Raw genomic sequence first — 21,746 nt, forward strand, 5'->3', positions numbered from 1 at the left:
TAAGTTCGGGCAGAGACCAAATTTTAGAAAAATTAAATCAGAGAAACTTATTGTTAATCGATTAAAAACACAGTTACTTTCTTTCACAGAGATTTCTTTAATGATTTATTGACGAAAAAATGGGAACAATTTAGAAAGCTATTTCTGTTTTACACTTTCGGAAGGCTGTAACGTGCCTCGTGTGACGTTGACTGATTTTCTGCAAGTGACTCAATGGTCGCCTGACCAGCTTGCTCGACAGATTGGCCGTACAACCGATGATATCCTGTGGTGGTCTCACCACAGCGACCAATTACCACAGCAGCTTCAGAGTTGGATGGCGCGCGTCGTGACGGCATTCCAGACAGAGCCGCCGTCTCAGGGATATGCCTTGGAACGGCCAGAAAGCTGTTCCTTCAACGATGATCCTTCCATTACTGTCGTGTGTAATGTTTGCGGCCTAGCTCCACGCTGTCGGCAGAGCATTTACGCCAAAAATTGACGCAGTTGCTTAAGTCTGTGCATGCAGCCGTGCGGCGAGGCGTTCGGCAGCTTTCCGAAAGGCCTGAAAAAAATCCTGGTTGATAGAAACGCTGCCGCCCGTCATGCCGACAAAACCTTCGACCATTCCATTCTGAAGCAGTCCCTCGGAATGAACAAGCATCCCATCCGGGTCTTCCATGCAACCTGAAGACGGGGCATCGCTTTCCTGGCGTTTCCGCAGGTCCTCGTTCCAGGCGTCCCGCCAGTATGTCTCGACTTTTTCGGAATAAAGACGACCATCCACGGTATAGGCTTCCATCGGTTTCCCAAGCCCCATCATGTATCCGATTTCGACAGCCGTTCCAGGATCCATTTCGGGAGAGCGGCGAAACGGATCAATGCAGAACAAACCAGCGGTACAATGATCCATTAGATCACGATCAGCACGTACAAAAGCAAGAATAGTTTCCCGACCAGGAGGAAGAAGGCGAGCCTCAGCCTGCCCGTCAAAAGGTGCCACACCTTCCAGACCGTATTCCGCACAGATCAACTTCAGTCGCGCGAAGAGGGAAAGGGCTTCCGGACGGAACACCAGATCACCCGCCAGATATACTGGAATGTAATTTCCTGACATAGCCAAAGCCTCTACACGCTCCTCAATCACGAAGGAAGTCTAATGGATTGAAGCGGCATTTATGATCCATTTCGATATCAGGAGAAAATTTCCCGACATGCAAAACAGTATTTTTGGGAATTTGGATTTTTATTTGAATTGCTGGCGGAGGGGATGGGATTCGAACCCACGATACGACTTGCATCGTATAACGGATTAGCAATCCGCCGCCTTCAGCCTCTCGGCCACCCCTCCGCTTTTTACGCGGTTCACACGGCGTATGCAGGAGTGTTCTTAGGGGGTAACCGCGTCGTGGTCAAACCCCCTAAGAACATTTTTTTCGTCTTACTCTGAAAGAAGCTTTTTCAGAGTTTCGTTGACGAGGGCAGGGTTCCCCTTGCCCTTCATGGCCTTCATTGTCTGGCCAACAAAGAAGCCAAAAAGCTTGTCCTTGCCGCTTTTGTATTCTGCAACCTTGTCGCTATTTGCGGCCAGGATCTCACGGATAGCGCTCTCGATCGCTCCCGTGTCAGTCACCTGACGCAGCCCCTTGCGCTCCACGATGGCAGAGGCGGAATCCCCCGTCTCGACCATGTCTTCAAGGACTTCCTTGGCGATCTTGCCATTGATCGTTGAGTCGGAAATCAGACCCAGCAGTTCCCGCAGACCTTCCGCACTCACCGGGCTGTCCTCGATCGAACGCCCCGTACGGTTCAGCGCCGCGAAGAAATCCCCCAGCATCCAGTTGGCTGCCAGACGGGCATCCGCACCACGTGCCACGGTCTCGTAGAAATCAGCGATTGCCTGCTCGACACAGAGCACGGAAGATTCGTAACGGCTGACACCGTATTCCTGTTCCAGACGGGTCCGCTTGGCTTCTGGCAGTTCCGGCAGAGCCGCCTTGAGTTCATCAACCCAGGACTGCTCGATTACCAGCGGCAGCAGGTCCGGATCGGGGAAATAGCGATAATCATGCGCGTCTTCCTTACTCCGCAGGGAGCGGGTTTCGCTGCGCACATGGTCGAAAAGGCGGGTTTCCTGGTCGACGGTTCCGCCAGCTTCCCAGACCTCGATCTGACGCTGCGCCTCGACCTCGATCGCCATCATCACGAAACGGATTGAGTTGACGTTCTTGATTTCACAGCGCGTGCGATACTCGGTTTCACCCGGCTTACGGACCGACACGTTCACGTCAGCACGCATGGAGCCTTCTTCCATGTTGCCGTCACAGGTGCCGATATAGCGCAGGATCTGACGCAGCTTACGCAGATAGGCGCCCGCTTCTTCAGGCGAGCGAATATCGGGCTCACTGACGATTTCCATCAGCGCCACGCCGGCACGGTTCAGATCGATGAAAGAGCGCGTCGGGTCCTGATCGTGAATCGACTTGCCTGCATCCTGTTCAAGATGAAGCCGCGTCACACCGATTTCGCGTGTGCTGCCATCTGCCAGATCGACAAGAACCTTGCCCTTGCCAATGATCGGATGGGCGAACTGGCTGATCTGATAGCCAGTGGGCAGATCGGCATAGAAGTAGTTCTTGCGATCGAATCGACTGAACAGGTTGATCTCGGCCTCGAGCCCCAGCCCCGTACGGACGGCCTGCGCCACACATTCACGGTTCAGAACCGGAAGCATGCCTGGGAAACCGGCATCGACGAGACTGACATGCGTATTGGGATCGCCGCCATATGCTGCCGAAGCGCCTGAGAAAAGCTTGGCTTCGCTGACAACCTGGGCATGAACTTCCAGACCGACAACAATTTCCCATTCGCCGGTGCTGCCGGTGATACGATAGCTCATGCCGACACTCCTGCATGAATGGTGGGTCTGTGATGGAATGCCGCAGCCTGCTCGATGGCATGACCGGCTGCGATCAGCGTTTCTTCATCGAAGAATTTGCCGATAAGCTGCAACCCAAGCGGCACGCCACGCGCGTCCAGACCAGCCGGAACGGACAGGGCAGGGACACCCGCCATGCTGGCCGGAACCGTGAAGACGTCATTGAGATACATCTGCACGGGATCGGTCGGCTTCTCATCCTGCGCGAAAGCGCCGGAAGGAGCAGTCGGCGTCAGAAGCACATCGACATTCTCAAAAGCCTTCAGGAAGTCCTGCTGAATGAGCGTCCGGACCTTCTGCGCGCGCAGGTAATAGGCGTCGTAATAGCCCGAGGACAGCACATGTGTCCCGATCAGGATACGGCGCTTGACCTCGTCCCCGAAACCGGCAGCACGACTGGCTTCATACAACCCATCGAGCGTCGGCGCACTGACACGCTCACCAAACCGGACACCATCATAACGGGCCAGGTTGGACGAAGCCTCGGCCAGAGCCGCGATGTAATAGGTGGGTAGACCGTATTTCGTATGCGGCAGGGAAACCTCGACGATCTCCGCACCGGCATTCCGCAGCCAGGTCATACCCTGCTGCCAGAGTGCCTCGATCTCAGCCGGCATGCCCTCAACATGATATTCCTTGGGAATACCAACGCGCAGACCCTTCACACCGCGCTTGAGAGCGGCTTCATAGTTCGGAACGGGGGTATCGACGCTCGTGGAATCGCGCGGATCAAATCCCGCCATCGACTCAAGCAGAATGGCGCAATCCTGAAGATTGCGCGCCATCGGACCGGCCTGATCCAGCGAGCTCGCGAAGGCGATCGTTCCGAAACGCGAGCAGCGACCATAAGTCGGCTTGATCCCGGCAATACCCGTGAATGCTGCCGGCTGACGGATGGAGCCACCTGTATCCGTACCCGTCGCACCCAGAACAAGCCCGGCCGCCACAGCAGTCGCCGAACCACCCGAAGATCCACCCGGAACCAGCTTCGCGTCAGAGTCCCTGCGCTTCCAGGGGTTTTCGACCGGCCCGAACGCAGAGGTCAGGTTTGCCGAGCCCATGGCGAATTCATCAAGGTTCAGCTTGCCGAGGAAAACCGCGCCGTCTTTGAGCAGATTGGCCGTCACCGTGCTCTCGTAAGGCGGCACGAAATTGCCGAGGATCTTGCTGGCAGCCGTGGTGCGGACACCATTCGTGCAGAACAGATCCTTGATGCCCAGCGGAATACCGCAAAGGCTGCCGCCTTCACCCTTGGCCAGAGCCTCGTCAGAAGCCTTGGCAGCCTCACGAGCCTGATCGGGCGTACGGGTGATGAAGCTGTTGAGCCGGCCGTCCAGACGCTCGATCGCATCAATATGGGCGTTCGTCAGTTCAACCGCGGAAATCTTGCGCGCCTTGAGCGCGTCCCGGGCCGAAGCCAGCGTGAAATCATGAATGCCGGACATTATTCGACCACCTTCGGAACCGTATAGAACGGGCCTTCCCGCTCGGGAGCGTTGGAAAGAACCTTGTCACGGCAGTTGCCATCCGTAACGCGGTCTTCGCGCAGGCGGGGCTTCGCAAGCCCCGTGCCGATCATGGGATCAACGCCCGTGACGTCCACTTCCTTGAGCTGCTCCACCCAGTCGATAATGGAGCCCATGTCTTTCCCGAGAGTTTCAACCTCTCCGGGCTGGAGACCAATCCTCGCCAGTCTGGCGATGCGCGTAACCGTTTTCGCGTCGAGCGACATGAATATTCCTGAACAAGAGGAAATTTTATGGTGGCTTTTCAGCCGTCAGGGGGATCATAACGCCGTGCTATGCCCCTGTTCAATCCACATGACCTCCGTAATCTTCTTCAGTCCGGTCAGCGCGTCCTCGGTCTCGACCCCGGATCGAAGACCATTGGCGTCGCCCTGACCGATGTTTCGCTCATGCTGGCGTCTCCCCTGATCGGCCTCAAGCGCCGGAAACTGGGGGAAAACGCTCTGGAACTCGCAAAGATTATTCGCGCTCAGGATGTGGGTGCCCTGGTTGTCGGGCTGCCGCTCTCACTGGATGGATCTTTTGGTCCTGCGGCGCGCGCGGCTTCGGACTGGACAAAGGCGCTGTCAGAAAAACTTGGTGTTCCTGCCGGACTGTGGGACGAGCGCCTGTCTTCCAGCGCCGTCAACCGCTTCCTGATCCAGGATGCCGACATGACACGCGGTCGCAGAGCAGAGGTGGTGGACAAGATGGCCGCAGCCTACATGCTCCAGGGCTGGCTCGATGCTTCCAGCCCCGACAGGTCAGACCTGTTCTGATGCGGGTGTCACGGGCTTAGACGCCCCGACTTCCGATAAGGGAAGGACGTGAATAGGTGTTGGCCAGAATACGGAACCACATTCGGGCGGTCATGGCACCCAGAATCAGGCAGAACAGGAACTTCATGATATTTCTCCGGTCATGAAACGCGAAAACGAACCAGAATAGTCCGGGTTCCCATTGACACGGATTTCAAATTGTAAAGGCACGTTCGACATGACTTTTCGGATGCTGGCTCTGGCTCTGCTTCTTGGAATATCCGCCTGCGCCAGAACTCCCGATGACGGGAGCGCACCCATTCCCCGACATCACCCATCTTCTCGCGGAGCTTATGCCGGGGTCGGAAGTGGCTGGTCCGGGTACTGATCAGCGCTGACGCCAGGCCAGACGGACCGGCATGGCCCGGTAGGATGCCAGATCCCGCCCCATCTGCTGTGGCATACCACCGCCCGCCGCACCGACGGGATGATGGATGATGCGGGGCGGCGGGGCATAGGACACCATGTGAACGGACGGCAGATTACCCGTATGCGGCGCAGGAGGCGTTGAAAATCCGGACTGTCGGCCAGCAGCGAAATAAGGAGCCGGTCTGGATTCTGGCAGCATGGCCTGCAAACCGTTCGCCGTCATCACGACCTGCGGCAGAAAGTCAGGCGGACGGTAGCTGTCCGGCTGGCCGTTCCAGACTGCCAGCACATGCCGGGCATAATCAGCGCCCAAAGCCGGCGTCAGGGAATGATAGGCCGCCGTCGCCGCGGGCCAACCCTGAAGCTGGTTATGCAAGCCAGACAGGAAGCGGGCGCCATAGCGGGCATTGCTGAACGGATCAAAGGCATCCTCAAGCGAGAAGAAAGCGTCCGGATGATGATGGAGGTTGATCTGCATGCACCCCACATCAATCGAAACGACCCCGTGCGCCTGGAAATCCCGCACGGCGGCAATGGCCTCATCCCTGCTTTCGTAAAAATAGCCTTTCCCGGCCGCATTGACGGTCCAGGGCCAGGCAACGGTCGCCGATCCATTGGGATCACGGCGGCCACTCTCGACACGGCTGATGGCATCCAGAAGACGCGCCGGAATACCAGCCTGCTGCTCCGCAGCCTGCGCGGCGACACGACAGACGGAGGATGCGTCATAGGCGAACGCGGTAGACACGCCCGAAAGCATCACGACAGCCGCAGAGAGGAGAACTTTCCCGATCATCGTCCTGTATATGATCGGGAAAGGTAAAAATTAGGTTATGCCTGCAACTTTATCGGACGAGCGGTTTGCAGACTTCCGCCAGCCAGCCCGCGACCTCGGGCTCGACCAGCGGTGAGACCCGCGCCTGAACCTCGGCATGATACGCATTCAGCCAGTTCAGCTCGGCATCATTGAGCAGCGACACGTCGATCAGGCGATGATCGATCGGTGTGTAGCTGAGAACCTCGAATTCGAGAAACGTGCCCTTGCTTCCTCCGAAGGAAGACGGGCGCACCAGCATCAGGTTCTCGATCCGGATTCCGTATTGTCCCGGCTCATAATAACCGGGTTCGTTGGAAACGATCATGCCAGTCTCAAGTGCAACCGGCCGGGGAGCAGGCGAGATGTTCTGCGGGCCTTCATGGACCGACAGATAGCTTCCAATGCCATGCCCGGTACCATGATCGTAGTCCATGCCGACCTGCCACAACGCCGCACGCGCCAAGACGTCCAGCCGGTGCCCGGTCGTTCCGGGCGGAAAGCGGATACGGGAAAGGGCAATATTACCCTTCAGAACACGCGTGAATGCCTCACGAATATGAGCCGGCGGCTCCCGATCCCCTATCCAGAGCGTCCGGGTGATGTCGGTCGTGCCGAACGGGTACTGGCCGCCACTGTCGATCAGGTAGACGCTTCCCGCTTCCAGAACGCGATCCTTGCCCACCTGCGCCCGATAGTGCGGGAAAGCACCATTTGGCCCCACGGCTGAAATGGCATCGAAGCTCTGTTCCCGATAGTCGCCGGAGCGGGCGCGCAGATCATCGAGCCGGGTCACGAGATCCGTCTCATGCTGCCCGATTCCCGAGACCGTCAGCGAGTACAGGAAGCGGGCCATTGCCACACCGTCGAGGGCATGGGCCTTGCGTGCACCATCCTGCTCGGTCCCGTTCTTGACGGCCTTCGGAAGTGTGCACGGGTCCGTCCCATCAACAACGGTCGCCCCTGCGGCAGCAAGCGTGGTGTCGAACCACACAGCCGTCGTCACCGGGTCCACCCGCACCGTGCTGCCCTTGAGCGCCGACAGACGATCCGCCAACTCCGAGGGAGCGCGAACCGTCACGCCCTCCCCACAGATCTCCATCACGCCATCCGACAGACGGTCCGGGGACACGAACCATTCCGTCGAGCCGTCAGCATGCAGAATCGCATAACCATGCGCCACTGGTGTGAGAGGCACGTCGCTGCCCCGGATATTCAGCAGCCAGGCGAGGGACGTGCAGTCGGCAATCACCGCCGCATCCTGACGGGATGCACGCAACGACTGTCCCAGACGCCGGCGCTTGTCGGCGCTGCTTTCCCCCGAGAACTCAAGCGGCTGCGGCACAACCGGACCCACCGGAGGCGCAGGCCGATCCGTCCAGGCCAGATCAATGGGATTGCGGGCAACCGGAACAAGTTCCACACCGGCTGTCTGCCAGGACAGCAACATGGACCGGCTGACCAAGCGCGGATCATAACCGACCTTCAGCCCCTTCGCATGCTCGCCCAGCCAGTCCGACAGAGGCTCCATGGCCACATGACGGCGCTCCCACAGATCATGCGGAACCTGCTCTTCCATCTGCACCGTATAGCGCCCGTCAGAGAATACAGAAGCGGCATCCGGCAGGATCGCCGCAAGACCGGCACTCCCCGTAAAGCCTGTCAGCCACGCCAGACGCTCGGCGCAGGGGGCGACATATTCGCCCAAATATTCGTCACCACGCGGGATGATGAAACCGTCAACGCCCAGCGCCGTGCAGGCCTTGCGGACGAGGGCAGGGCGCTCGTTGAGCGGGATGGAGGACAGGGTCATGAAAAGTCCTTTTCCACAGTATGAATATCGTCAAGGCGGAGTGTCATGAACAGCAGATCAAGCCACCGCCCACGCTTGCGTCCAACCTGAGGCAGCGTGCCACAGTCCTGAAAGCCCAGTTCGCAATGCATGGCGACGGAGGCCGCGTTGCCCGCCGTAATCCCGGCCACCATCACATGAAATCCTGCCGCCTTCGCATGCCCGATCAGCGCGCGCAGAAGGAGGCGGCCAATACCCCGGCGCTGGTAATCCGGTGCCACATACACCGAATGCTCGACCGTCCGCGCATAGCCTTCATAGGACCGGAAAGACCCGTAGGAGCCATACCCCGCAACCACACCATCGGGATCAACGGCCACCAGTACAGGATATCCCTGCGCCACCCGGTCCTCAAACCACTGATGCCGCTGCTCAGGCGTAAAAGGCGTCGTGATCCACAGCGCATCCGTGTTCTCGATGGCATCATTGGTGATCCGCAGAATGGCAGGCAGATCTCCGGGCTCGGCATCCCGGATCAACGGCAATGATCCTGCCGCTCCCATCAACCGCGACGGCGCAGAATCAGCGTGGCCCAGTCGCCTTCACGCAGGATACGCTCCAGCACGAGACCCTGACGCTGATGTGCTGCCAGCACCATCCGCGCCTGACTGTAAAGCAGACCGGCAAGAATGGCCGTCCCATTCGGCGCAAGGTTCAGCGCCAGAGACTGCGCCATCCGGCATAGCGGACGGGCGAGAATGTTGGCGAACACCAGATCATACGGCGCCTTGGCCCGTACAGCCTCGGTCTGCCAGCCATTGCCGAAACGGCAGTCCAACAGATTGCCCTGACCGTTCAGGCGCGCATTGAGCTTCGCCGTCCGCACGGACCAGGGCTCGATATCGACGGCCAGAACCGGACGATGCAGCAGCTTCGCCGCCGCCATCGCCAGAATGCCGGACCCGCAACCCATATCCAGAATACGCTGCGGCTTGCGATACGCGACCATTTCCAGAGCCCGCAGACAGCCGCGCGTCGAGCCATGCTCGCCCGAACCGAATGCAATCCCGGCGTCCAGCGTGATCGTCAGGCGCGACTGGTCCGGCGCGCCATGCAGATGGGTGCCGCGAATGGCAAAACGCTTGCCGACATTCTGCTGTGGGAAGGATTCGTAAGTCCGGGCCAGCCAGCCCTCGGATTCCGTCGGTGTGCGTTCAAGCTCCGCCTCACAGCCGGTCAGCATCCGTGCAACCGCCAGCGCATTGTCCAGTTCGTCTTCCTTGTGGCCGGTATCCTTCACGCCTTCCAGACGCCAGTATTTCTGCGCGTCATCGGCCTCGAAGATGCCAACCGTCTCACAGGCGCACATCAGCGCCTGTTCGAACAGCGGGACAAACGGCTCTTCAACCGTAATGGACAGGGTTTCGAGCGCACTGGCATGGCGACGGCCAATGCTGCGGGGTGCCATCACGATCTGATCTCCACAAAGTTTGACATGACGCGCTTGACGCCACCGTTTTCAAAATTGATGTGCAACTGCGGTCCATCGACCCCGATCACCGTGCCCTCACCGAACCGGTGATGGAACACCGTGGCCCCGATGGCGACCGTCGGCGCGGACTTTACATCATGAATTTTCGGACGCGGTGCCCGAAAACCCGACGGCCGCGTACTGGTCAGCGGTCCGGACGCGAACATGGACGGCGCCGCTGCAGCCTGCCGGCGCGTCTCGAACGCCTGTCCCGTCAGTTGCACATATTCAGACGGGATTTCCTCGATAAACCGGCTCGGCATCGAGGACTGCCAGTTTGCATAGATCCGCCGGCTCGCAGCATGCAGCACAATTGCCCGACGCCGCGCGCGCGTCAGCCCCACATAGGCCAGCCGCCGCTCTTCCTCCAGCGCCCGGTTTCCACCCTCGTCAAGCGACCGCTGGGACGGAAAGACACCTTCTTCCCAACCCGGCAGGAACACGGTGTCGAATTCCAGCCCCTTGGCGCCATGCAGCGTCATCAGGCTGACCTTGTCATCCGACGTTTCGCTTTCCGTGTCCATGACGAGCGCCACATGCTCCAGAAAGCCCTGAAGCGTCCCGAACTCCCCAAGAGCCCGCAGAAGCTCGCGGATATTGTCCAGACGCCCCGGCGCCTCGACGGAACGGTCGTCCCGCCACATCTGAAGATAGCCGCTGTCTTCAAGAAGCTGCTCGGCCGCAACAACATGACCTTCGGTCTCAAGCGTTGCCTTGGCCCGCTGGAACGCGCCCATTAGCCCGTCCAGCGCCTCTTTCGATTTCCCCTTAAGCAGCCCTTCCTGAAGCTGCCATATCACCGCCGCCGTCAGCGGACCGGGGAGGGCACGCGCCTGGGCATGCAGCTTCTGCACCGCTACGGCCCCCACGCCACGCTTGGGGACATTGATGATCCGCTCGAACGCCAGATCATCCGCAGGTTGCGACAACACACGCAGATACGCCAGACAGTCCCGGATTTCGGAACGCTCGTAGAACCGCAGGCCGCCTACGACACGATAGGGGATGCCGATCATCATCAGCCGCTCTTCGAACGGCCGCGTCTGGAACCCGGCCCGCATCAGAATGGCGATTTCCGACAGCGGATGCCCGTCACCGCGCAGACGCTCGATGGCGCCACTCACAATCCGCGCTTCCTCATCCGAATCGCGCACCCCGATAATCTGGACCTTCTCGCCGTCCGCATCATCGCGTCCGGGTCGCAGCGTCTTGCCGAGCCGCCCTTCATTATGCGCAATCAGCCCCGCCGCAGCCGCAAGGATCTGCGCCGTCGAGCGGTAATTCCGCTCCAGACGCACGACTTCCGCCCCCGGAAAATCCTTCTCAAAGCGCAGAATGTTCTCAACTTCCGCCCCGCGCCAGGAATAGATGGACTGATCGTCATCCCCCACGCAGGCAATGTTGGACGGTCCATGCTCGCGCTTGGCCAGCAGACGCAGCCACAGATACTGGACCGTGTTCGTGTCCTGATACTCGTCCACGAGAATATAGCGGAAAATCCGATGATACTGCGCCAGCACGTTGGGCTGGTTGCGCAGGATCTCCGTCACATGGAGCATCAGATCGCCGAAATCGCACGTATTGAGTGCAATCAGACGCTCCTGATACGCCCGGTAGATCGCCAAGGCATGACCATTCGCAAAATCAGAATCCTCGGCCGGCGTGACCCGGTCAGGCGTCAGTCCGCGATCCTTCCAGCGCTGAATGATCCCCATGAGCTGGTTCGGCGGCCAGCGCTTGGTATCGATCTTCCACGGCTCCATCACCTGCTTGAGAAGCCGGATCTGATCATCCGTGTCGAGAATATTGAAGCTGCTCGTCAGACCGACATATTCCGCATGACGCCGCAGCATCCGTGCGCAGATCGCATGGAACGTCCCCAGCCATAGTCCCTCGGCCGGCTCGCCCAGAATCGCACTGACACGCTCGCGCATTTCGCGCGCGGCCTTGTTGGTAAACGTCACGGCCAGAATCTGGCTCGGATAGGCACGGCCCGTCAGAAGAATATGGGCAAACCGCGTCGTCAGGACGCGCGTCTTGCCCGTTCCCGCCCCAGCGAGAATGAGGAGCGGCCCTTCGGTTGTCTCGATGGCACGTCTCTGCTCCGGATTAAGGCGGGAGAGATACTCGGGGGTGGGGGAGGGTAGGTCTTGCGGCACCCTCCCGATATAGAGTGAGATACCGTCATGGCCAACACATATCCCCGGATCGATCTTACGCGTGGCACCGGCCCTCAAGGGCATCGCGCCAGAATGCGCGCCCGCGTGCTGGCCAACGGCGCCCACACGCTCGCCGATTATGAAATCCTCGAAATGCTGCTGTTCGCAGGTGTGCCACGCAAGGATACAAAACCGCTCGCCAAGGGACTGATCGGCCATTTTGGCAGCCTGGTGGACGTTTTCCGCGCGCCCACACACGCCCTCCGGGCTGCAGGACTGAAAGATGACGCCATCCGCGTCCTGCGCCTTCCCGGCGTCGCCGCCGAGCGACTGGCGTCTTCAGAACAGCGCGAACGCCCGACCCTGAGCAACTGGGAGCAGCTCATGGCCTATCTCGAACAGGCGCTCGAAGGCGGCATCCCGGGACAGTTCCGGCTGCTCTATCTCGACAATCGTAACCGACTGCTGGCGGATGAAGCCGCACCCGATGCTGACAGCCTTCCCGCACTTAACCGCGCCATTGCCATCCGGGCCCTCGCACTGCATGCAACGGCCCTGATCGGTTTCCATATCAGCCCCACGCAGCGTCCGGCCAATCTTTCACAATCAGCACGGCAGCTCGATTTTGCCATGCGCCCCCTGTCCATCACGCTTCACGACGTACTCATCACGAGCGAAGGGCAGCCAACCAGCCTGCGTCAGGAAGGGCTGTTGTAAGATGGATGACAAAGACGCCAGCATGAACGGATTTTCGGATGGCGTGACGGGCCTTTCCTCAGCCGATCTGCGACAGATCACGGCGCTGACGGAGGTTCTTCCCGAAATGGAGCCCCCGCTTGCATTGCTGACGGGACGGGGGCGGCATCTGGACGATGAGACCCTGCTGCATCTCCTGACAATCCTGTTCACCGGGCGTGAAACGGGCAGCGTCGCACTGTCACACAATCTCTTTGCGCGTTTTGGCTCTCTGGCCGCCGTCCTGTCCGCTACCGATCGGGAACTTGAAGGCGTCACGGATATGGGCACGCATATGCTCCCCATGATCCGTGTGCTTCAGGAAGCGGCCCTGCGCTACAATCGCGCGCGCCTGCCGCCTGAGGATGTTCTCGACAACGAGCAGAAACTCCTCGACTATCTCACGGCACGTCTGGCCCGGGAGAACATCGAGCAGTTCCGCATCCTGTTCCTCAATGAAAAAAACAGCCTGATCGCCGACGAGGCGCAGGCCAGGGGCACGGTCAATCATACGCCCGTCTATCCACGGGAAGTCGCCAGACGCGCCGTGGAAATTGGCGCCACCGCACTCGTTCTGGTCCACAACCACCCGAGTGGCGATCCTACGCCTTCGGAAGCCGATCTTCAGATGACCATGCAAGTTCAGGCGGCACTCGAAGTGGTTGGCGTCACAATCGCGGACCACTTCATCATCGGCAATGGCCGCCACACCAGCTTTCGCCGCAACAACCTGCTCTGAAGCCTCAGGCGCGCGGCGGAAGAAGCCCCTCAAGTGCCAGTTCGCCCGGAAGAGCTCCGCGTGGAAAAATGGTGTTCACATGCCCCATCTTCCGGCCCGGACGGGCTTCCGACTTGCCGTAAAGATGAAGTGACGCCCCATCCGTCGCAAGAATGGCCGGAACACGCCCCATGTCTTCGGGGCCAATCAAATTGTGCATGACCGCATCGGAATGCCGACGTGCGGGCGGCAACGGCAGACCCGCAACCGCCCGCACATGCATCTCGAACTGGTCCACCAGACATGCATCCATGGTCCAGTGTCCGGAATTATGCGGGCGAGGGGCGATCTCGTTCACCATGAGACTGCCATCGACGGCGTGGAACATCTCCACACCCATGATCCCGACCAGACCCAGCGCCTCGGCAATCTGCGCCGCCATATCCTGCGCCTGCTGCGCAAGATCGGGCATCACGCGGGCAGGGGCCAGCGTTACGTCCAGAATGCCGTTGCTGTGCCGGTTCTCGACCGTATCAAAACACCGTACGGTCCCGTCCAGACCACGGACCACCATCACGCTGAGTTCGCGCTCGAAATCGATCATCTTTTCCGCAACGAGCGGATAGGGCAGGTCTGTCAGCGCACCAAGGGTCTCGGCATCCGGTACGCGGAACTGACCCTTGCCGTCGTAACCAAAGCGCGTTGTCTTCAGGATAAGTGGAAAACCGAGCGTCTCAAGCTCCCCCAGATCCTCCGGCCCGCTGACCGCCCGCCAAGGTGCCAGACTGACCCCGATCCCGGACAAGCGCGTCTTTTCCGCAATCCGGTCCTGACTGATCCGCAGGATCTCGCCCCCAGGCCGCACCGGCCGGTGTTTCTCCAGCAGAGCCAGTCCTTCGGCACTGATATTCTCAAACTCGAACGTCACGACGTCACAGCGCGAGGCAAAATCCTCAAGCGCCGCCGGATCGTCATAGGCCCCTACGGTAACTGACGCCGCAACTTCCGTGGCCGGACTCGTGGTCTTCGTGCTGAAGACATGTGCATGATAGCCGAGCTTGGATGCCGCCACGGCCGACATGCGACCAAGCTGGCCGCCCCCGATGATCCCGATCGTACTGCCGGGAGCAAAAACCTTCTGGTCCGTCATTCGACCGGAACATCCGCGACAGCCGCAGTCTGCGTCGCCCGCCACGCATCCAGCCGCGCCATGACTTCTCCATCCGAAACCGAGAGGATTGACGCGGCCAGAAGCCCTGCATTGATCGCCCCGGCCTTGCCGATCGCCAGTGTCCCCACAGGCACGCCACCGGGCATCTGCACGATGGACAGGAGGCTGTCCTGACCACTCAGAGTCCGGCTCTGCACCGGAACACCGAGCACGGGCACGCTCGTCCAAGCGGCACACATTCCCGGAAGATGGGCCGCACCGCCAGCGCCGGCAATGATCACATGCAGGCCCCGCTGCCGCGCCGTCTTCGCATATTTTACGAGACGGTCCGGCGTCCGGTGCGCCGATATGATCCGGCGCTCATGCGCAATTCCCAGATCATCGAGGATTTCACAGGCATGACGCATGGTATCCCAGTCGGACTGGCTTCCCATGATCACACCGACCCGGATCGGCATGTCGTCCTGGAGGGTTTCGTCGTCGGCAGAGAGGATCTGGCTCATCAGGCAATGTTATCCGGGATGAGACGGGTCTCGATCCAGGAAATCTCATCTTTGAGCTGAAGCTTGCGCTTCTTGAGGCGCTGAAGCTGGAGCTGGTTGAGGGGATGATGGACGAGACGCTCGATGACGGTATCAAGGTCGCGATGCTCGCTGCGCAGTTCGTGCAGACGTTTCAGCATGGCATTGTCGTCAGTCATCATGGCATCCGGTCCCGGAGAACGGTCAGGCGTCGTGGAGAGACTGATTCTTTCCACTCTTTTCATTGCAGTATCATGCCTGACGGGCACCGGACCAGTACCCCTCAGGTATTCATCCGGACCAAGCCCTTCCAGGCCTCGTCCGGAAGCTGCAATCAGCCGTGACTGTCGCTGTCGGCTACATAGGCTTCCACGACCGGAAGTGCATGGCCTTCGCGTGCCAGACGGTCATTGGCAGCCGTGACGGCGGCGTGCAGATCGGTCTGGGTGCACAGGCCCAGAATGACGGGATCACGCGGCTTGATGTTGGCGCTGTTCCAGTGCTGGCGGTCACGGACCTTGGTGATGGTGTCCTTGGTCGTGCCCAGCAGCTTGACGATCTGTGCTTCGGACAACTGCGGGAACTGGCGCAGGACGAAGGCGATGGCATCCGGGCGGTCATTGCGCTTGGCAACCGGCGTATAGCGGGCACCCTTGGCGCGACGCTTCACCGGACTGGCCGTCGGCATGATCTTCAGCCGTGCGTTTGTATCCGCTTCACAGCGTTTGATTTCGGCTTCGGCGAGCTGGTGGTTCTTGACCGGATCATAGCCGTTAATCCCGGCAGCGACTTCGCCGTCTGCAATCGCCTGGACTTCAAGCGGGTGCATGCCGCAGAACTCTGCGATCTGGGTGAAGGTAAGACCAGTTTTCTCGATCAGCCAGACGGCCGTGGCCTTGGGCATCAAAGGCAGGGTCATGTCGGTGCGTTCCTTGTGGGACACGGATGGAGCCAGCTTCCGCAGGCACCGATCGGGCGTATCCGGCGAGGAACCGATCCCGCCCGGGATATGATCGCGGCACCTGCTGGATGCTCTGCGATAATGCAGACGGGTATGGGCCACTGACACTGCGGCGGTCAAGCACCAAAAAGGAACGGGCGTGCTTTTAAGGCACGCCCGTTCCAGTTCTCAGGCCGCCTGAGCGGCCTCAGCGTGAGCAACGGATTCCGTTCCGCTGCGCACGGGGATACGGCGCGGCCTGCTTGCTTCGGGCACAACCTGACGGACGGCAATGGACAACAGGCCATTCACCAGATCCGCCCGATCGATTTCTGTATGATCGGCCAGAACAAAACGACGTTCAAACGCGCGGGTGGCGATGCCACGATGCAGCCATTCCCGGTCGCGACTGTTCTCGGGCACGCTGCCACGCACGACGAGCGTGTTGTCTTCCTGAAGAACTTCCACGTCTTCGGGGCGAAAGCCCGCAAGAGCCATCGTCAGGACATAATTCGTCTCGCCGGTTTTTTCGATATTGTACGGGGGATAGCTTGGAATTGCCTGGGCATTGGCAACATTGCCAGCCATGGTGGCAAGTCGGTCGAAACCGATCGCGCTGCGAAACAGCGGGGTAAAATCGTAAGTCATTGAAACCTCCTTCTGGCAGGAATCATCTGGCGCATTTCCCGGTAAGGCAAAATGCTATGGTCAAACCAGCCGCGACCCGAACGGCATCGCGGCTGGTTTTCCAGATAGGTTCCGACCCGACCGTCTTCAAGAGGAGACGGCAGGGAGGTGCGCCGAATTACTTCGTGCGCGTACCGATACCAGCAAAGCGCTTGTTGAACTTTGCAACCTGGCCTCCGGTATCCATCATGCGCTGGACGCCCGTCCAGGCCGGATGGGACTTCGGATCAACGTCGAGACGCAGCGTCGCGCCCGGTTCGCCGTAGCAGGAATGGGTCTTGTACTCAGTCCCGTCGGTCATGATGACGGTGATCTCGTGGTAGTCAGGATGGATGCCGGATTTCATGAATTTCTACTCCATAAAGAAAGCCCCGATGCCGACCGGAGCGAATCATGAGGCGCGTATAACGGAAACCGCTCCCGGATGAAAGTGGCCTTTACTGGATCATGCAAGTCCGTTTATCCCTTGCAATGAATGCGGGCTCGAATGTCAGGCCTGCGACCGTGGTTCCCACGGATACCGAGAAAGGTTTGATATGAGCGAAACCAAACACAAGCTGCACACCCCGGGCTGGGTCAGCGATTTCCAGAAATTCATCATGCGCGGCAACGTGCTCGACCTCGCCGTCGGTGTCGTGATCGGTGCGGCGTTCAGCGCGATCGTCGGCAGTGCTGTCAAGGACATCCTGACGCCCTTCATCGGCCTGCTCACGGGTGGCGTCGACTTCTCGAACCTTTTCATCACGCTCAAGGGCCCGGTCAAGGATACGCTCGCCGAAGCCCAGAAGGCTGGCGCAGTCACCGTGAACATCGGCGTCTTCCTCAATGCCGTGATCCAGTTCCTGATCGTTGCGTTCTTCATCTTCTGGCTGACGCGCATCCTCAGCAAACTGAGCCGCAAGCAGGAAGCCGCTCCTGCTGCGCCGCCGCCGCCGAGCAAGGAAGAAGTTCTCCTGACGCAGATCCGCGACCTGCTGGCTCAGAAAAACTCCTGATGAGCGATATGAAAGCATCCCGTCCCGCAGTGTGGCGCCCTGTCCTTGCGCTGCTGGTGGCGGGAGGCTTTCTGGCTGGATGCGTGGCCCGCCCTGCAATGACAGGGCTGCCACCATCGCCAAACTCCCGGCTTTATGCGTATCTGATCGCACACGGCATGGCCCGTGGTGCGCTCATGACTGGCCAGATTGGCCCTGAGGGGCTTACGCGACTGGTCACTCTGGACAGGGCCGCGCAGCAGGCCACAGTGAATGCCCTGAAGCTGCAAAGTTCTTCGGCCAATCGTCAGGCCGATCAGGCGCTCTCCAGTCTTCTTGCGGACCTTCCCCAGAAGACGCCCTCTGCACCACCATCGAATCCATCAGAGCAGACACAAAAAAACCGGCTCCCCTGAGGGACGCCGGTTTTTTTTGTGTCTGAGACCGGCCCTGTCAGCCTGCCTCCGTTTCCTTGCGCAACCGCTTCTCGCCCATCAGGAGTAACAGCGGAGCCGCAATGAAGATCGAGGAGGATGTTCCCACAACAATCCCGAACAGCATGACCGTCGCAAAACCGGTCAGCGTGCTGCCACCAAACAGGGCCAGCGGCAGGGCAGCCAGAAAGACCGTCATGGACGTGCCAAGCGTCCGGTTCAGGGTTTCGTTGATGGACAGATCCAGCAGTTCCCGCAGCGGCATCGTACGATACTTGCGAAGATTTTCGCGGATCCGGTCGTAAACCACCACCTTGTCATTGGTGGAATAGCCCAGAATCGTGAGAAGGGCGGCAACCATCACCAGATCAAACTCGAAGCGCGTGATAGCCAGAAAACCAACCGTCTTGGTCAGATCCAGAATAAGCGTCACCACCGCACTGATGGCGAACTCACGTTCGAAACGGACCCAGATATAGATCAGGATCATCGCAAGACTGAAGCCCAGCGCCAGCAGACCATCACGGAACAGCTCGGACGATACCGAAGCGCCGACGGCATCGGCCCGCAGAACCTGTGTGCCGGGTTCAGCCGCTGCAATCGCGGTCTTGACCCCGTCAACCAACTTCTGGGTCTGGGCTTCCCGATCCGCACCTTCGGGAGCGTTGATCGAAATGCGGACGTCCCGCGGTGATCCGAAAGCCTGCACGGCATCCGGATGGATGCCGGCATGATCCAGAGCCGCGCGGAGCTTTCCGAAATCAGCAGGGCCGGGGGTCTGGGCCTCGACGATGATACCACCCCGGAAATCCAGCCCCAGCTTCAGGCCGGGCTGGAAGAAGAGGATGACGGAAGCAATGGAGAGGACCGCCGAAACGATCAGCCCCATGTGACGGCCGCGCATGAAATTGATGCGCCGATCGTCACGGACAAAACGGAAAAGGGGACGTGACAGCATGACGATCAGACCGGAAGTTCTTTGGGACGGGCGAGGGCGTACCACCGCACGACCAGAAGGCGTGACAGCAGGAGGGTCGTAAAGAGGGTCGTGGCGATACCGATGGTGATCGTCAGGGCGAAGTTGCGGACTGGCCCCGTTCCGAACACGAACAGCATGACATGCGCCAGAAACGCCGTGGCGTTACTGTCGATAATCGTGCCGGTCGCGCGGTCAAAACCGGCCTGCAGAGCCTGAAGCGGACCACGGCCGCGCTTTACTTCCTCGCGGATACGCTCGTTGATCAGGATGTTGGCATCAACGGCCATACCCAGGGTCAGCAGCATACCCGCCATGCCCGGCAGGGTCAGTGTTGCCTGGAACAGCGAGAGGATCGCCACCATCAGGATCAGGTTCGCAAACAGGGCGACATCCGCATACAGGCCGAAGCGGCCGTAGAACAGCACCATGAACACGATGACCAGAAGCAGTCCGGTCAGCAGGCTGATGACACCGGCATGAATGGAAGCCGCACCAAGGCTCGGGCCGATGGTCCGCTGCTCGACGACCGAAAGCGGGGCGGGAAGAGCGCCGGCACGCAGCAGAAGCGCCAGATCCGAAGCACTGCGGGCATCGAAACCACCCGTGATCTGGCCGCTTCCGGCCGTGATCGGGTTGATGATGTTCGGAGCCTCAATGACCTTATTGTCCAGCACGATTGCAAAGCGCTTGCCGACATTGGCCCGCGTGACGTTCGCAAATGCCGTCGCTCCCGCGCTGTTGAGCTGAAACGTGACAGCCCAGCCACCGCTCTGCTGATCAATGACAGCACCTGCGTTGGTCAGATCCGTCCCATCGACATCGATGTGATCCTGAACCGCGACCTGCGTGTGAACGCTCTCGTCCTCCAGCATCGTCGAGCCGGGGCTTGCGACACTCGGGTTCGGGGCCAGCAGGCGGAAGGTCAGACGGGCCGTCGTTCCCAGCAGGCTCTTGATACGCTCGGGATCGCTGACGCCCGGAAGCTCCACGACAATCCGGTCATCCCCCTCGCGGGCAATGCTCGGATCGATCGCACCCGTTGCGTCGATACGACGGCGGACGATCTCGATCGATTGTGCCACGGCCTCGCGCGCACGGGCGAGCATGGCCTCATGCTGAAGCGTCAAAACGATCCGCCCGTCCTTTTCGGACGTCGTGAACTCGTTCGGCACGACAGGAGGCAGGGACTGCATGGCCTTGAGGGCTGCATCACTCTCGGCATCCGAACGTGGCACGAAGCTCAGGCTGGCCGTCGCATCGTCCCTGGCGAAATCGCGGTATCCCAGCGAGCGATCCAGAAGGGTCTGGCGCGCCTGATCCTGAAGGGACTGGAGGCGGTCATGCTCAAGGGATTTCAGATCAAGCTGAAGGAGAAGGTAGGACCCACCCCGCAGATCGAGCCCCAGATGAATCTGCCGCCAGGGCAGGGACGGTGCGGGAGAACGCATAAAATTGGGCAGACACAGGAGCACGCCGATCAGGCAGATGCCCGCGACGCCCAGCAGTCTGAGCCGGCTGTAATACATCATATCAGGTCGAGACGTCCTCGGCGGATTGGGACAGATCGTTTTTCAGATCATTTTCAGGCCGGGACCATGCCGTTTCCGCCATGCCGATGCAACCTTTTGCCTGTTTGAAGGGCGCCTGTCTTTGCGGAGATCGCTGTGCCTGATAAGCGTGTCAGCATGAATACAGCGCAACAGCTTCGCGTCGGCATCGTCGGAGCAGGACATTTCGGACGGTTTCATGCCCTCAAGTCTGCCGCAAACCCGGCGGAGCATCTCGTTGCGCTCTTCGACCCCGATCCGGCCCGCGCAGCGATTGTGGCGCGTGAAGCTCGTTGCGGAATTGCCACAAATTACGAGAATCTTCTGCAGGAGGTCGATGCGATCATTGTCGCAGCACCCGCAGAGTATCATTTCGCCCTGACAAGTCAGGCGCTCAGGGCCGGGCGACACGTTCTGGTTGAAAAGCCGATCGCTGCCACCCTGGACGAAGCCCATGCGCTTGCAGATCTGGCAGCGCAGACGGGCAGGGTTCTTCAGGTCGGCCATCTGCTGCGCTATTCCGCCGAGCATCAGGCCATTACTGAACGGATCAAGGCCCCTCTGTATATCGAGGCCACCCGCATTGCGCCTTACAAGCCACGCGGGACAGACGTTTCGGTCATTCTGGATCTCATGATCCATGACCTCGACCTCGTTCTGGCAATCGTGGACAGCCCGATTGCGGAAATCGATGCGCTGGGAGCGGCTGTTTCAAGCGCGCATGAGGATATTGCCAACGCTCGCGTCCGGTTTGAAAACGGATGTGTGGCTGCCATTACCGCCAGCCGGATTTCGTTGAAAACAGAACGGCGTATGCGGCTCTTCTCACAGGATGGTTATCTTTCCGCTGATTTCGTGGAACGCAAGCTGAGCTTCATTGGCCGCGAAAGAGGAATGCCTCTTCCAGGGACAGGCGGCTTCCGGCGTGAGGCCATAAGCTGGAAAGATCATGACAATCTGGCCGTAGAGCATGAGGCCTTTGCCGCCTCCTGCCTCCATGGCGCACCGGTTCTGGTGGATGCTCAGGCGGGCATCAGGGCACTGGATGCGGCCATCCGGGTGACGGACAGCATTCAGCGATCGCGGCAGATCATGGAACTCTCAGGTCTGATTCCAGCATCAGACCCAAGATGAC

At 59.9% G+C, this 21,746-nt stretch carries 23 protein-coding genes and 1 tRNA gene; 6 read left to right on the top strand and 18 right to left on the bottom strand.

What is annotated here, in order from left to right; all coding sequences use genetic code 11:
- Positions 1–490: 490 nt before the first annotated feature.
- The 5 genes from ABF859_RS00515 to gatC all read right to left on the bottom strand — a co-directional run bounded on the left by ABF859_RS00515 (position 491) and on the right by gatC (position 4,649).
- Positions 491–1,096 (bottom strand): nucleoside 2-deoxyribosyltransferase, encoded by a 606-nt coding sequence (locus ABF859_RS00515; RefSeq protein WP_415525128.1) that lies wholly within the window; start codon positions 1,094–1,096, stop codon positions 491–493.
- Between the two features lie 142 nt (positions 1,097–1,238).
- Positions 1,239–1,330: transfer RNA gene (locus ABF859_RS00520), tRNA-Ser, on the bottom strand.
- Between the two features lie 90 nt (positions 1,331–1,420).
- Complete coding sequence (gatB, locus tag ABF859_RS00525) at positions 1,421–2,878, bottom strand: Asp-tRNA(Asn)/Glu-tRNA(Gln) amidotransferase subunit GatB (RefSeq protein ID WP_415525130.1); 1,458 nt, start codon at positions 2,876–2,878, stop codon at positions 1,421–1,423.
- Entirely contained in the window at positions 2,875–4,362 is a 1,488-nt protein-coding gene (gene gatA, locus ABF859_RS00530) for an Asp-tRNA(Asn)/Glu-tRNA(Gln) amidotransferase subunit GatA (protein ID WP_415525132.1), read from the bottom strand. The genes gatB and gatA overlap by 4 nt, the downstream gene beginning before the upstream one ends.
- On the bottom strand, positions 4,362–4,649 hold the full coding sequence (gatC, locus tag ABF859_RS00535; RefSeq protein ID WP_062510386.1) for an Asp-tRNA(Asn)/Glu-tRNA(Gln) amidotransferase subunit GatC: 288 nt from the start codon (positions 4,647–4,649) through the stop codon (positions 4,362–4,364). The genes gatA and gatC overlap by 1 nt, the downstream gene beginning before the upstream one ends.
- Positions 4,650–4,718: 69 nt before the next feature.
- Between gatC and ruvX the strand changes: the two genes are divergently transcribed.
- Positions 4,719–5,201: a Holliday junction resolvase RuvX gene (gene ruvX, locus ABF859_RS00540; RefSeq protein WP_415525134.1), complete on the top strand. Its 483-nt coding sequence runs from the start codon at positions 4,719–4,721 to the stop codon at positions 5,199–5,201.
- 367 nt (positions 5,202–5,568) lie between these two features.
- Here ruvX and ABF859_RS00545 read toward each other — a convergent pair whose 3' ends face one another.
- The 5 genes from ABF859_RS00545 to ABF859_RS00565 are packed head-to-tail and all read right to left on the bottom strand — an operon-like array spanning position 5,569 to position 11,905.
- On the bottom strand, positions 5,569–6,405 hold the full coding sequence (locus tag ABF859_RS00545) for a transglycosylase SLT domain-containing protein (protein WP_415525136.1): 837 nt from the start codon (positions 6,403–6,405) through the stop codon (positions 5,569–5,571).
- Between the two features lie 49 nt (positions 6,406–6,454).
- Positions 6,455–8,236 (bottom strand): aminopeptidase P family protein, encoded by a 1,782-nt coding sequence (locus ABF859_RS00550; protein ID WP_415525138.1) that lies wholly within the window; start codon positions 8,234–8,236, stop codon positions 6,455–6,457.
- Positions 8,233–8,778, bottom strand: coding sequence for a GNAT family N-acetyltransferase (locus tag ABF859_RS00555; protein ID WP_415525140.1), 546 nt, complete (start codon positions 8,776–8,778; stop codon positions 8,233–8,235). The genes ABF859_RS00550 and ABF859_RS00555 overlap by 4 nt, the downstream gene beginning before the upstream one ends.
- Complete coding sequence (locus tag ABF859_RS00560; RefSeq protein ID WP_415525637.1) at positions 8,778–9,683, bottom strand: 50S ribosomal protein L11 methyltransferase; 906 nt, start codon at positions 9,681–9,683, stop codon at positions 8,778–8,780. The genes ABF859_RS00555 and ABF859_RS00560 overlap by 1 nt, the downstream gene beginning before the upstream one ends.
- Entirely contained in the window at positions 9,683–11,905 is a 2,223-nt protein-coding gene (locus tag ABF859_RS00565; RefSeq protein ID WP_415525142.1) for an ATP-dependent helicase, read from the bottom strand. The genes ABF859_RS00560 and ABF859_RS00565 overlap by 1 nt, the downstream gene beginning before the upstream one ends.
- Before the next feature lie 27 nt (positions 11,906–11,932).
- Between ABF859_RS00565 and ABF859_RS00570 the strand changes: the two genes are divergently transcribed.
- Both ABF859_RS00570 and radC read left to right on the top strand, forming a co-directional pair.
- Positions 11,933–12,622 (top strand): JAB domain-containing protein, encoded by a 690-nt coding sequence (locus ABF859_RS00570; protein WP_415525144.1) that lies wholly within the window; start codon positions 11,933–11,935, stop codon positions 12,620–12,622.
- A gap of 106 nt (positions 12,623–12,728) precedes the next feature.
- Entirely contained in the window at positions 12,729–13,379 is a 651-nt protein-coding gene (radC, locus tag ABF859_RS00575; protein WP_415525639.1) for a RadC family protein, read from the top strand.
- Between the two features lie 4 nt (positions 13,380–13,383).
- On the opposite strand, the gene ABF859_RS00580 is transcribed toward radC, so the two are convergent.
- From ABF859_RS00580 to rpmE, 6 genes are all read right to left on the bottom strand, one after another.
- A complete protein-coding gene (locus tag ABF859_RS00580) occupies positions 13,384–14,508 on the bottom strand; it encodes a 5-(carboxyamino)imidazole ribonucleotide synthase (protein WP_415525146.1) in 1,125 nt (374 codons plus the stop codon).
- Positions 14,505–15,032, bottom strand: a complete 528-nt coding sequence (gene purE, locus ABF859_RS00585; protein WP_415525148.1) for a 5-(carboxyamino)imidazole ribonucleotide mutase — start codon at positions 15,030–15,032, stop codon at positions 14,505–14,507. Before purE ends, ABF859_RS00580 begins: the two co-directional genes overlap by 4 nt.
- Positions 15,032–15,232 carry a YdcH family protein gene (locus ABF859_RS00590; protein WP_011253895.1) on the bottom strand — a complete coding sequence of 67 codons (201 nt, stop codon included), beginning with the start codon at positions 15,230–15,232 and terminating at the stop codon, positions 15,032–15,034. Before ABF859_RS00590 ends, purE begins: the two co-directional genes overlap by 1 nt.
- Before the next feature lie 152 nt (positions 15,233–15,384).
- Positions 15,385–15,969, bottom strand: coding sequence for a DUF1013 domain-containing protein (locus ABF859_RS00595; RefSeq protein WP_415525150.1), 585 nt, complete (start codon positions 15,967–15,969; stop codon positions 15,385–15,387).
- Between the two features lie 210 nt (positions 15,970–16,179).
- Complete coding sequence (locus tag ABF859_RS00600) at positions 16,180–16,638, bottom strand: Hsp20 family protein (RefSeq protein WP_415525152.1); 459 nt, start codon at positions 16,636–16,638, stop codon at positions 16,180–16,182.
- A 157-nt stretch (positions 16,639–16,795) separates the two neighbouring features.
- Positions 16,796–17,023, bottom strand: coding sequence for a 50S ribosomal protein L31 (gene rpmE, locus ABF859_RS00605; RefSeq protein ID WP_062028708.1), 228 nt, complete (start codon positions 17,021–17,023; stop codon positions 16,796–16,798).
- Between the two features lie 190 nt (positions 17,024–17,213).
- On the opposite strand from rpmE, the gene mscL reads away from it, so the two are divergent.
- Positions 17,214–17,672, top strand: coding sequence for a large conductance mechanosensitive channel protein MscL (mscL, locus tag ABF859_RS00610; protein WP_415525154.1), 459 nt, complete (start codon positions 17,214–17,216; stop codon positions 17,670–17,672).
- Complete coding sequence (locus ABF859_RS00615) at positions 17,672–18,067, top strand: hypothetical protein (RefSeq protein ID WP_415525156.1); 396 nt, start codon at positions 17,672–17,674, stop codon at positions 18,065–18,067. Before mscL ends, ABF859_RS00615 begins: the two co-directional genes overlap by 1 nt.
- A 37-nt stretch (positions 18,068–18,104) precedes the next feature.
- Here the strand turns inward: ABF859_RS00615 and secF are convergent, their stop codons facing one another.
- The gene (gene secF, locus ABF859_RS00620; RefSeq protein ID WP_415525158.1) at positions 18,105–19,043 is read right to left on the bottom strand and encodes a protein translocase subunit SecF; all 939 of its coding nucleotides are present in this window, start codon (positions 19,041–19,043) and stop codon (positions 18,105–18,107) included.
- A gap of 5 nt (positions 19,044–19,048) precedes the next feature.
- A complete protein-coding gene (secD, locus tag ABF859_RS00625; protein ID WP_415525641.1) occupies positions 19,049–20,590 on the bottom strand; it encodes a protein translocase subunit SecD in 1,542 nt (513 codons plus the stop codon).
- 159 nt (positions 20,591–20,749) lie between these two features.
- Here secD and ABF859_RS00630 point away from each other — a divergent pair, with 159 nt between their 5' ends.
- Positions 20,750–21,745, top strand: a complete 996-nt coding sequence (locus ABF859_RS00630; RefSeq protein ID WP_415525160.1) for a Gfo/Idh/MocA family protein — start codon at positions 20,750–20,752, stop codon at positions 21,743–21,745.
- The last annotated feature ends 1 nt before the right edge of the window (position 21,746 follow it).

Origin of the sequence: Gluconobacter sp., assembly GCF_047722525.1 — a bacterium.
GTDB lineage: Bacteria > Pseudomonadota > Alphaproteobacteria > Acetobacterales > Acetobacteraceae > Gluconobacter.